This window comes from Pseudomonas sp. 9.1(2019) (genome assembly GCF_009910445.1).
In the GTDB taxonomy this organism is placed as follows: Bacteria; Pseudomonadota; Gammaproteobacteria; order Pseudomonadales; family Pseudomonadaceae; genus Aquipseudomonas; species Aquipseudomonas paraversuta.
In genome coordinates this window covers 454,965-466,584 of record NZ_VBWF01000002.1, presented here as the reverse complement: position 1 = coordinate 466,584, position 11,620 = coordinate 454,965, and the positions used below count along the sequence as shown (strand labels likewise).

The window sequence follows — 11,620 nt, the reverse complement described above, 5'->3', positions numbered from 1 at the left end:
CACGCCATAGCAGGTAGGATGTACGCCTATTTTGAGGGTGCCAACGTCAATGAAATTCAAGGATCTTCGGGATTTCGTGCAGCAGTTAGAGCAGCGCGGAGAGTTGAAACGCATCCAGATTCCCGTGTCTCCTGTGCTGGAGATGACAGAAATCTGCGACCGCACGCTGCGGGCCAAGGGCCCGGCGCTGCTATTCGAAAACCCGACAGGACATACGATCCCGGTACTCGGCAACCTGTTTGGCACGCCTGAGCGCGTGGCCATGGGCATGGGGGCCGAGTCGGTCAGCGAGTTGCGTGAAATTGGCAAGCTGCTGGCCTTCCTCAAAGAGCCTGAGCCGCCTAAAGGTCTGAAAGACGCGTGGTCCAAGCTCCCTATCTTTCGCAAGATCATTGCCATGGCCCCGAAAGTCGTCAAGGACGCGGTGTGTCAGGAAGTGGTCATTGAAGGTGACGATGTCGACCTTGCCATGCTGCCGGTTCAGCATTGCTGGCCGGGCGACGTGGCGCCGCTGATTACCTGGGGCCTGACCGTGACCAAGGGTCCGAACAAGGACCGTCAAAATCTGGGTATTTATCGCCAGCAGGTCATTGGCCGCAACAAAGTCATCATGCGCTGGCTGAGCCATCGTGGCGGCGCGCTGGACTATCGTGACTGGTGCGAGAAACACCCGGGTCAGCCGTTCCCGGTAGCGGTGGCCCTGGGTGCAGACCCGGCGACCATCCTCGGTGCCGTAACGCCGGTGCCTGACAGCCTGTCCGAGTACGCCTTTGCAGGCTTGCTGCGGGGCAATCGCACCGAGCTGGTGAAGTGCCGTGGCAATGATCTGCAAGTGCCTGCCACTGCCGAAATCATCCTTGAAGGCGTGATCCACCCTGGCGAGATGGCCCCCGAAGGTCCTTACGGCGACCACACCGGCTACTACAACGAAGTCGACAGCTTCCCGGTGTTCACCGTTGAACGCATCACCCATCGGATCAAACCGATCTACCACAGCACCTACACTGGCCGGCCACCGGATGAGCCAGCGATTTTAGGTGTGGCGCTCAATGAAGTGTTCGTGCCGATTCTGCAAAAGCAGTTCCCGGAAATCACCGATTTCTATCTGCCGCCAGAGGGTTGTTCGTACCGCATGGCCATTGTGACCATGAAGAAACAATATCCGGGCCACGCCAAGCGCGTCATGCTGGGTGTGTGGTCGTTCTTGCGCCAGTTCATGTACACCAAGTTCGTTATCGTGACAGACGACGATATCAATGCCCGGGACTGGAATGACGTGATCTGGGCCATTACCACGCGCATGGATCCCAAGCGTGACACGGTAATGATCGACAACACTCCAATCGATTACCTCGATTTCGCTTCGCCGGTTTCCGGTCTGGGTTCGAAAATGGGGCTGGATGCAACCAACAAATGGCCGGGTGAGACCACCCGTGAATGGGGTCGGGTCATCGTCAAGGATGAGGCGGTCACACGCCGGATCGATGACATCTGGAATCAATTAGGAATAGATTGATGCGTGTAACCTTGCAGCCTTCAGGCGCGGTGCTGGAAACTTTGCCTGGAGAGCGGATTCTGAATGCGGCGCAACGCCTGGGCTATGAATGCCCGCAAAGTTGCCGCAATGGTAATTGTCATGTCTGTGCGGCCTTGCTGGTTGAAGGCCAGGTGGAGCAGGCGGGAGAAGTCCGCGATCACGGCGAATTTTATACCTGCCTGGCAGCGCCGCTTGAAGACTGCGTGGTGTTGTGGGACGGGGTGCTTGCGTTGGGAGAGTTACCGGTGCGTAGCCTGGCGTGTCAGTTGATTGAATGTGTCGATATGGGCGGCGATGTCTGGCGCGTACGTTTGCGTGCGCCGGCGGGCAAACCGCCGCGTTATCACGCAGGACAGTACGTGATGTTGGAGCGGGAAAATGGCGAGAAATCGGCTTTTTCCCTGGCCAGTGCCCCGCACTCCGGGCGTGATCTTGAGCTGCACGTACTGGTGCGCGAAGACAGCGCCCGCAGCCTGATCGAGCAGTTGCAGCGTAACAGGATGGTCCGCCTTGAGCTGCCGTTTGGCGACACGCACCTGTCCGAGTTGCCGGACGGCCCGCTGGTCCTGATCGCAGCCGGTACCGGCATGGCGCAAATGCACAGCCTGATCGAGCATTGCCGTGAGAAGGGTTTCCAGCACCCGGTGCACTTGTATTGGGGGGTGCGTCGCCCTGAAGACTTCTACACCCTGGAGGAATGGGACGCCTGGCAGAAGATTCCCAATCTGTTCCTGCACAAGGTCGTCAGTGACCTGTGTGGCTGGGAGGGCCGCTGTGGTCTGTTGCATGAAGCCGTGTGTGAAGACATCAGCGATCTGAAGGCGGTGCATGTCTATGCCAGCGGTTCCCCGGCGATGATCTATGGAACCCTCGATGCACTGGTCAATGCCGGGATGGACCCGCACCAGATGCGCGCGGATGTATTTGCCTACTGCCCGCGCCCTTGAAATCTGTGCAGGAGCGAGCTTCCAACAGCTCGCTCCTGCAGGTTTTCAAGCCTTAGATCCGCAGTCCGGCGGTGATCATGGCGGCATTGAAACCGAGCAACACCAGCTCGGCCGCCACGGGCCCGTAATAGGCCCCGACCGAGGGGATAATCACCGGCGCAACTCCGAAGCGATTGAGCGGGATCTTGTCCTGATACTCGCCGTGATAGCCTTCCAGCAAGCCACCGGTCAGCTTCAAATAGACCGGGTAGTTTTCACTGTCAAAGCGTTTGCCGGCATAGGCGTAATAAGAGCGCTGGCTAAATGAATTGCGAAAAGTTGCTCCGCCCGCAAGCCAGCCTGAAGCGTCGTTATATTCCAGGCCGATCAGATCCTGATTGTTATTGTGCTCGGGGTCTGGCGAAAAGTGTCTGGTATAGACACTGGTCTGCACGTACCAGAAGTCTTTGTCTTTTTGCTGCGTGTCATCCTGGGCCAGCGCAAAGCTGGCATGAGCCAACATAAACAGGCAACAGATTCCTGACTTTCTCATAGGGTGGCCTCTGTCATTATATTGGGGCGCAACACTATAGAGATCTGTGGTGCCAGTTACCTGAACCTGCGCCTTACAAAAGTGTAATAAGCCAGGCCGGTTTTTCTAGGTTGCCACAGGTCCGGACCTGCAAGTCATTTGCTTTTTAGTGCTATACCATTCAGGTCGTTACTTTCGTTTACATCATGTAATGCGAGCAGGATCCAAAAGCCTTAGTTATGACTGTTATTGAATCTGTGTGTTTAAACCCGGATTACCCTCCGCGACTCGATCTTGGGGCGCCGTTGACCCCAGAACAACTTCAGCAATCCTTGCAAGCCACCATGGCCTGTCATCAAGGCGGCCCCGTCTGGTTATTCGCCTATGGCTCACTGATCTGGCGCCCCGAGTGTTCGGCGGTCGAGCGCAAGCGCGGGCGGGTGCATGGCTATCATCGCGGGCTGTATCTGTGGTCCCACGAACATCGTGGCACGCCGCAATGGCCGGGGCTGGTGTTTGGTCTGGACCGGGGCGGTTCGTGCAGCGGTTTTGCCTATCGGCTGCCTGAAGACAACCTCGATGCCTCGCTCTATGCCCTGTGGCTGCGTGAAATGCCGGTGCCGTCTTATCGGCCGCACTGGCTCACCTGCCGGCTGGAGGATGGCAGTCAGGTGCAGGCATTGGGGTTTGTGCTGGAGCGACATCTACCCAGCTATGCGGGCAACCTGTCGGACGGTGTACTCAGCCAGGTACTGGCCAACGCCAACGGGCGTTACGGCACTACTCGCGATTATGTCGAGCAGACCGTAAGCGCCCTGCGTAGCCACGCCATGCCAGATCTGAATCTGGAGGCGCGGCTCAAGCGTTGCATGTCGTTGTCTTAAGCGTCGGTTGCCCGCTCGGCACTGGCGACATTCTTGTGGCGCAGGGTCGGGATCATGAACGCAATCGCCAACAGGCATGCGCTGATCAGCAGTACAAAGCCGCCATCCCAGCCGAAGTGGTCAACCAGATAGCCCATGGCCGCACTGGCTGCCACCGAACCGCCCAGGTAGCCGAACAGCCCGGTAAAGCCTGCGGCAGTACCGGCTGCTTTCTTCGGCGCCAGTTCCAGGGCCTGCAAGCCGATCAGCATCACCGGGCCGTAAATCAGGAAGCCGATGGAGAACAGCGCGATCATGTCAATGCTCGGGTTACCCGGCGGGTTGAGCCAGTAAACCAGCGTGGCGACGGTCACCAGGGACATGAACACAATGCCGGTCAGGCCGCGATTGCCGCGGAAGATCTTGTCTGACATCCAGCCGCACAGCAGCGTGCCCGGAATACCTGCCCACTCATAGAAGAAGTACGCCCACGAAGTGGTGTCCACGGTGAAGTGTTTGGCTTCCTTGAGGTAAGTCGGAGCCCAGTCCAGGACGCCGTAGCGCAGCAAATAAACGAATACGTTAGCCAGGGCGATGTACCACAGCATTTTGTTACGCAGCACGTATTTGACGAAAATCTCTTTGGCGCTGAATTCGTCTTCGTGGCTGGAGTCGTAACCGGCCGGGTAATCATTCTTGTATTGCTCGATCGGTGGCAAGCCCACGGACTGCGGGGTGTCGCGCATGGTGATAAACGCAAACAGCGCGACCAGCAGGGCAACGGTAGCCGGTACATAGAATGCCGCGTGCCAGTCGTTGAACCAGGCCATACCCAGCAAAAACAGCGGCCCGATCAAGCCTCCGCCAACGTTGTGCGCCACATTCCAGACTGACACTACACCGCCGCGTTCTTTCTGCGACCACCAGTGAACCATGGTCCGACCGCTTGGCGGCCAGCCCATGCCCTGGGCCCAGCCGTTGATAAACAGCAAAATGAACATCATGGTGACGCTGGAGGTGGCCCAGGGTGCGAAACCGAAAATGAACATCACGCCTGCTGAAATCAGCAGGCCGAAGGGCAGGAAGAAGCGCGGGTTGGAGCGGTCGGACACCAGCCCCATGAGGAACTTGGACAAACCATAAGCGATGGCAATCGCGGACATGGCCAGACCCAGTTGACCCCGGGTGTAACCCTCGTCAATCAGGTACGGCATGGCCAGCGAGAAGTTTTTGCGCAGCAGGTAATAACCCGCGTAGCCAAAGAAAATACCCGCGAAAATCTGCCAGCGCAGACGTCGATAAGTACTGTCGATTTTTTCTTCAGGCAGGGGCGCCTGGTGTGCGGCAGGTCGAAAGAAAGCAAACATTCAAGAGCTCCAAATTTCTTGTTATATCAGCGAGCGCGAACGTTACATTTTCGTTACTGAAAATGACAGGCCTTACTTTCTGCTGTTATAGGAAAAATCCCACAGAGCACTTTCATTTGTGAACCTGTTGCCCGGGGGTGAAACCTTCCACAGCCCGCTTGGCAGACGCAACGGGTCAAACTGTCCACAGGCCTGGAGAAACGGGCTGTGGATAAAAAATTAAAGGGCAGGTCTGTCCGTTTATTCGGATCTGTCTCACGCCAGGATCGGAGCCCTACGGCTTTGCGCTAACTGGCCGATAACCAGAAATAGATGTGCAAGCAGCCCCGGCTGCTTCTTCAACCCGTACCGAGGAGCGAATTGTGAAAGCGTGGATTGTATTGATGCTGGCCCTGTCCTGGCCGATGGTGGCGCTTGCAGAAGAAGCCGAAGAGGGCGCTGCCAAGGTCAGCTATGTCACCCTGAACCCGCCGTTCGTGGGTAACTACGGGCTCGATGGCAGTTCCAGGCTCAAGGTGTACAAGGCGGACATTTCGTTGCGCGTGTCCGGAGCCGAGGCGGCCAAGGCGGTGAAAGCCAATGATCCGTTGATTCGTAATCAGTTGGTGGGTTTGTTTACCCAGCAGACCAGCGCAAGCCTGGGCAGCGTTGAAGCCAAGGAGAAGCTGCGCCAGGAGGCCTTGAAACAGATTCAGCAGGTGATGCTCGAAGAGACCGGCAAGCCGATGGTCGAGGATTTGCTGTTTAACAATTTAATCGTTCAGTAAGTGTCCGGGCCTGGCGTCTGCAGGCATGTGTTCAGTCCCATGACTAAGACGCCAGGCTCTTGCGAAACCGCGCAAGGGCAATGGCGAAAAATACCAGGCCAATAGTGGTCAGTGCCAACAGGTCCGGCCACACCACTTCTACCCCCGCATCGCGAAACAATATCGCCGCACTCAGGCTCACAAAGTGCGTCGAGGGCGAGCACTGCATCACCCATTGCAACCATTCGGGCATGCTGTCCAGCGGGGTGCTCCCGCCCGATAGCAGGAGCATCGGAATGATCACCGGGATCGCCAGCAAACCGAACTGCGGCGTTGAGCGGGCCAGGGTCGCGAGGAAGATTCCCAGTGCGGTACTGGCAAACAGGTAAAGTGCCGTTACCAGTAAAAACAGGGTCAACGACCCCGCCAGCGGCACGCCGAGGGCCCATTTCACCACGACTTCCAGCGATATCCAGGTACACAGCACCACCACCAGCATGTTGCTCCAGATTTTTGCGAGCATGATTTCCAGTGCCGTCAGTGGCAGGACCAGCAGGTGGTCGAGGGTGCCGTGTTCACGCTCGCGCAGCAGCGCAGTGCCGGTCAGGACGATGGCCAGGATGGTGATGTTGTTGACGATCTGGATCACCGCCAGAAACCAGCCGCCCTCCAGGTTGGGGTTGAACAACGCGCGGCTGCTGAGCAGCGCCGGCGTATTGGCCGCGGCATCGGCCTGCCCGGTGTAGTTGAGCAGTTCGCGCTGGAAGATCCGGCCGATATACCCCGCCCCCATAAATGCCTGGCTCATGGCCGTGGCATCAACGTTGACCTGTACGCCCGGTTCGCGTCCGGCCAGCAAGTCGGCCTGGAAGTTGGCCGGCAGGTTGATCACAAAGGTGTAGCGGCCGCTGTCCATCGACTGGTCCAGCTGATCGTAAGGCAAGTCCTGCGGTGCCTGGAATTCGGGCGGTAGCAGCGACTCCGCCAGTTTGCGCGATAACTGGCTGTGGTCTTCATCGACGATGGCCACGCTGGCGTTATGCACGCCGATGATCGAGCCGGCCGCTGGCATATAGATAGCTACGGTGAAGGCATAGAGCAAAAACAGGAGCAAGACACTGTCGTGACGCAGGCTGGTGAGTTCTTTAAGACCCAGGCGCAGGATGTGCGAGAGCTTGTGCATCAAACCTCCTGCTTCTTGAGCATGATCAGGCTCAGTCCGGTGAACACGACAAAGAACCCCAACAGTGCCAGGCATTGCGGCCACAGCTGACGAAGGTCCAGGGCTTTGGTGAAGGTGCCTACGGCTATGTCGAGAAAGTGTCCGGCCGGGAACAGCATGCCCATCAGCGCCGCAGATCCGTCGAGGGAGGAGCGCGGCACGATCAGCCCGGAGAACTGAATGGTCGGCAGGCTGGTGATGATCATGGTGCCCAGGATTGCCGCGATCTGGGTGCGGGTGAATGCGGAGATCAGCAGGCCCATGCTGGTGGTGGCCAGTACATACAAGAGTCCGCCCAATGCCAGTGTGAGTCCGCTGCCTTTAAACGGCACGCCGAACAGCCAGCGGTTCATCGCCACCAGCAATGCCAGGTTGACCAGGCTCACCGCCAGGTAGGGAGCCTGTTTGCCTAGCAGAAATTCCAGCCGGGTCAGTGGCGTGGCGTAAAAGTTGGTGATCGAGCCCAGTTCTTTTTCCCGCACGATGCCCAGTGCCGTGAGCATCGCCGGGATAAACGCGAGAATCAGCGCCATCACCCCGGGGCCGATGGCATTCACGCTGATCACGTCCTGGTTATAGCGGAACCGGGTTTCCAGCCTGGCCATTACCTGCTTGTTTTGCGCCAGGCTGCTTTGTGCGGCCAGTTGCTCAAGGTTGGCCGAGTGTACGGCTTCGACATAGTTGCGGCTGGTTTCGGCCCGAAACGGCATGCCGCCGTCGAGCCAGGCGGCCACGGTGGGCTGGCGTCCGGCGTAAAGATCACGACCGAAGCCCGGCGGGATTTCCAGGGCGATCTTGATTTCGGAACGCTGCAGGCGTTCGTGCAATTGGTCTGCGCTCTGGATGGGCGCGTGCTCCTCGAAATAACGCGAACTGCGAAAGGCTTCAAGGTAGGCGCGGCTCTGGGGGCTTTGATCCTGGTCGTACACGGCGAAGGCGAGGTTTTCCACATCCAGGGAAATGCCGTAGCCAAAAATGACCATCATGAACACCGCGCCCAGCAGGGCGAATGCCATGCGCACCTTGTCCCGCAGTAATTCTTTGGATTCGCGGCTGGCGACGGCAATCAGCCGGGCCATGCTGAAGCCGGTTTTGCCCGGTGGCGGTGGTGCATTCACGGCAGCTGCCGGTGGCGGCTCGGCTTGGGTTGCCACGTTGGCGGCCGGATCGTTTTGCGCTTCTTCCAGGCAGGTGACAAATGCCGCCTCCAGGGTGTCGCCGTGGAACTGTTTTTGCAGCGCATCCGGGGTGTCGCAGGCCAGTACCTTGCCTGCGTGCATCAGCGAAATCCGGTCACAGCGTTGCGCCTCGTTCATAAAGTGGGTGGACAGAAAGATCGTCACCCCCTGCTCGCGGGACAGTTCGATCAACAGGCGCCAGAAGTCATCCCGCGCGGCGGGGTCGACGCCGGAGGTGGGCTCATCGAGGATCAGCACTTCGGGGCGATGCAACACCGCCACTGCCAGGGACAAGCGCTGGCGCAGACCTAATGGCAGTTCGCCGGATTGTTGCTCGGCAACCTCTGCGAGGTCGAAGCGCTGGATCAGCTCCTCGATCCGGGTCTGGCTTTGCGCCTTGGGCAAGTCGAAGAGTTGGGCATGCAATACCAGGTTCTGGCGTACGCTCAATTCGCCGTACAGCGAGAAGCTCTGCGACATGAAACCTACGCGCTTGCGGGTGGCCAGGTCTTTGGCGTTAACCGGATTACCCAGCAGCCTGGCGCTGCCTTGCGTGGCGGGCATCAGGCCGGTCAGCACTTTCATGGTGGTGGTCTTGCCGCAGCCGTTAGAGCCCAAAAAGCCGAAAATCTCGCCCCGGCCAATGGCAAAGCTGACGTTGTTGACCGCGGTGAAGTCGCCGAATTTGAGGGTCAGGTTGTGGGCCTCAATGGCGATGTCGCTGTTGTCGCTGGTGCGTGGCGGTATCACCAGGGGTTCATTGTTATGAGCGCTGTCGCCCTGGTAGTGGGTAAAGGCTTCATCCAGCTTGCCGGTAGTGGTGACGGCTGCCAGTTCCCGGCTCAATCCGGCCGCAATCAACTTGCCGCGATCCAGCATCAGGCAGTGTTCGAATTGCTCGGCCTCTTCCATGTAGGCCGTTGCGACCAGCAATGTGAGTTGTGGGCGTTGACTGCGTACGTCATCCACCAGCTCCCAGAAACGTCGCCGTGACAGCGGGTCGACACCGGTGGTGGGTTCGTCGAGGATCAGCAGGTCCGGCTCGTGGATCAGCGCGCAACATAGCCCGAGCTTTTGCTTCATCCCGCCGGACAGCTTGCCTGCGGGGCGTTCGGCAAAGCGCTCAAGGTCGGTAGCCTTGAGCAACTGCGCCATACGCTGTTCGCAGTCATCTCTGGACAAGCCAAACAGAGTGCCAAAAAAACGGATGTTCTCGCTGATCGACAATTCCGGATAAAGATTGCCGCCCAGGCCCTGGGGCATAAAGGCAATCAGCGGATACAGGGTGTTGCGATGGCGGCGGTCGTCAATGGGGCCGCCAAGCACTTGCAGTGAGCCTTGCTGTAGTTTTTTGACCCCGGCAATCAGCCCCAGCAAGCTCGACTTGCCCGCGCCATCCGGGCCAATCAGCCCGCAGCGCGTGCCTTTTGGCAGGCTGAAGGCAATGTCTAGCAGAGCTTGTTGTTTGCCGTACCTGTGGCTGATGCCACTGGCGTTGAGCGCCAGGTCGCTCATTGCAGGTTAGCCGGCCAGTTCACGTCGCTGGTCCGAACATAACCGGCTCCCGGCATGCCCGGTTTTGCTTGAGGTACGGCGGCCGGGTCGGTCAGGCGCAGCTTGACCCGGAACACCAGTTTTTGCCGCTCGTCACGGGTTTCGACTTCTTTGGGGGTGAACTGCGATTTGGCGGCGACAAAGGAGATTTTTGCCGGCAGTGGCTGATCGGGCAGGGCGTCGAGCACGATGCGGGCTTGAGCGCCAACCGCCAGCTTGCCGACCACCGAGGCGGGCAAGTACAGATTCATGTACTGGTCGCTCGGGTCGATCAGCATGAATACCCGCCCACCGGAGCCCAGCACTTCGCCGGGCTCGGCCAGGCGCAACTGGATCACCCCGTTGATTGGCGCTCGCAGGCTGCTGTCTTCTATTTCACTGGTGAGTTGCGCGACGTGCGCTTCGCTGGACACGATGGCGGCTTTGGCGGCGGCAACTTGAGCCTGTGCGGCAACCACCGCGGAGTTGCTGGTATTGAATTTTGCCTGTTGCTGATCTAGCAGCTGGGCGCTGGCAAAACCGCGTTCGGACAGTTGGCGAAAGCGTTTGAGCTCCTGACTGGCCAGCAGTTTTTCGCTTTGGCGCAATTGCACGTTGGCTTCATTGGCCGCCAGGGCCTCACGTGCGCGCTGTACTTCGGCCTGGGCCTGGGCGCGGGTGGCTTCAAGGGTGCGGGTGTCCATGCGGGCCAGTAACTGGCCCTTGGTCACGTGATCACCTTCATCGACCAGAACCTCGGCCAGGCGGCCCGGAATCTTCGCGGCGATCTGCACTTCCGTGGACTCGAGTCGACCGTTGCCCATGCTGATCCCTTCAGGGAGGCGGTCGTGCAGGGATTTCCAGTAACCGAACCCGCCTGCGGCAATCAGCAATATTGCCAAAGGAATAACGAAGTAATGGGAAAGACGGTGATTCTTAGACATGCCGACATCCTGTGTCACAGAGCGCTCTAGTTTGACTGTTTCAAGGCCGCGCAGGCTTGATGCCAGTCAAAGGAAGTTGAGAGCCTAGACGCTAATACAGGATGTTGCCGGAGCCGGGGCGGATTCAACCCGGGAGCCGAGTGTTACTAAAGCAGGCCCAGCACCACTGCCCATTGCTCGGCAGTTACGGGCATGACTGAGAGGCGGCTGCCTTTTTGTACCAGTGGCATTTCGGCCAGCGCGCTTTGTTGTTTCAGGTAGTCGAGCTTGATGACCCTGGGGAAGGTTTGCACGTGTGCCACTTGCAATGCACTCCACGGGTTTTTTTCGGCGCTGGCCTTGGGGTCGAAATAGTGGCTTTCGGGGTCCAGGGCCGTGGGGTCCGGATACGCGGACTGGACGATTCGGCCAACCCCGGCAATCCCAGGCTCGGGGCAGCTGGAATGGTAGAAGAAGAACTCGTCGCCGGTGCTCATGCTCCGTATAAAGTTGCGCGCCTGATAGTTACGCACGCCATCCCAGCGCGCTTCGCCAATCTTCTGCAAATCCTTGATAGAGAACTCGTCGGGCTCGGATTTCATCAACCAATAGGCCATTTTCACTGCTCCTCAAATGCTGCCTGGTCATTTTGTCTGGCAAGATATTTGTAAACCGACAGTCGGTTGACGCCAGCGTTTGCGTGTCAGTTCGTGTTGCCTCAGAATGCCGGGATTTTAAGCTTGACGCTGCTGCACGGCCTATAACAAAAACCGTTGCTGTCATCGTGTTGATT

Annotated in this window: 10 protein-coding genes; 4 read left to right on the top strand and 6 right to left on the bottom strand. The window is 58.6% G+C overall.

The annotated features are described in order from the left end of the window. The first annotated feature begins 49 nt into the window (after window positions 1–49). Both ubiD and FEZ21_RS02810 read left to right on the top strand, forming a co-directional pair. Window positions 50–1,516, top strand: coding sequence for a 4-hydroxy-3-polyprenylbenzoate decarboxylase (gene ubiD, locus FEZ21_RS02815; protein ID WP_003438295.1), 1,467 nt, complete (start codon window positions 50–52; stop codon window positions 1,514–1,516). Then, window positions 1,516–2,484, top strand: coding sequence for a CDP-6-deoxy-delta-3,4-glucoseen reductase (locus FEZ21_RS02810; RefSeq protein ID WP_003438302.1), 969 nt, complete (start codon window positions 1,516–1,518; stop codon window positions 2,482–2,484). The genes ubiD and FEZ21_RS02810 overlap by 1 nt, the downstream gene beginning before the upstream one ends. 52 nt (window positions 2,485–2,536) lie before the next feature. On the opposite strand, the gene FEZ21_RS02805 is transcribed toward FEZ21_RS02810, so the two are convergent. Further along, complete coding sequence (locus tag FEZ21_RS02805) at window positions 2,537–2,986, bottom strand: hypothetical protein (RefSeq protein WP_010656878.1); 450 nt, start codon at window positions 2,984–2,986, stop codon at window positions 2,537–2,539. A 248-nt stretch (window positions 2,987–3,234) separates the two neighbouring features. Between FEZ21_RS02805 and FEZ21_RS02800 the strand changes: the two genes are divergently transcribed. Beyond that, complete coding sequence (locus FEZ21_RS02800) at window positions 3,235–3,879, top strand: gamma-glutamylcyclotransferase (RefSeq protein WP_003438305.1); 645 nt, start codon at window positions 3,235–3,237, stop codon at window positions 3,877–3,879. Here the strand turns inward: FEZ21_RS02800 and glpT are convergent. Further along, entirely contained in the window at window positions 3,876–5,225 is a 1,350-nt protein-coding gene (gene glpT / locus FEZ21_RS02795) for a glycerol-3-phosphate transporter (RefSeq protein ID WP_003438307.1), read from the bottom strand. The genes FEZ21_RS02800 and glpT overlap by 4 nt on opposite strands. Before the next feature lie 362 nt (window positions 5,226–5,587). On the opposite strand from glpT, the gene FEZ21_RS02790 reads away from it, so the two are divergent. Further along, entirely contained in the window at window positions 5,588–5,992 is a 405-nt protein-coding gene (locus FEZ21_RS02790; protein ID WP_010656876.1) for a flagellar basal body-associated protein FliL, read from the top strand. 43 nt (window positions 5,993–6,035) lie between these two features. On the opposite strand, the gene FEZ21_RS02785 is transcribed toward FEZ21_RS02790, so the two are convergent. The 4 genes from FEZ21_RS02785 to FEZ21_RS02770 all read right to left on the bottom strand — a co-directional run bounded on the left by FEZ21_RS02785 (window position 6,036) and on the right by FEZ21_RS02770 (window position 11,444). Continuing rightward, entirely contained in the window at window positions 6,036–7,154 is a 1,119-nt protein-coding gene (locus FEZ21_RS02785; protein WP_010656875.1) for an ABC transporter permease, read from the bottom strand. Beyond that, window positions 7,154–9,886 carry a ribosome-associated ATPase/putative transporter RbbA gene (rbbA, locus tag FEZ21_RS02780; RefSeq protein WP_003438315.1) on the bottom strand — a complete coding sequence of 911 codons (2,733 nt, stop codon included), beginning with the start codon at window positions 9,884–9,886 and terminating at the stop codon, window positions 7,154–7,156. Before rbbA ends, FEZ21_RS02785 begins: the two co-directional genes overlap by 1 nt. Further along, on the bottom strand, window positions 9,883–10,848 hold the full coding sequence (locus FEZ21_RS02775; RefSeq protein ID WP_003438317.1) for an HlyD family secretion protein: 966 nt from the start codon (window positions 10,846–10,848) through the stop codon (window positions 9,883–9,885). The genes rbbA and FEZ21_RS02775 overlap by 4 nt, the downstream gene beginning before the upstream one ends. Window positions 10,849–10,994: 146 nt before the next feature. Further along, window positions 10,995–11,444, bottom strand: a complete 450-nt coding sequence (locus tag FEZ21_RS02770; RefSeq protein ID WP_003438320.1) for an EVE domain-containing protein — start codon at window positions 11,442–11,444, stop codon at window positions 10,995–10,997. Window positions 11,445–11,620 lie beyond the last annotated feature (176 nt).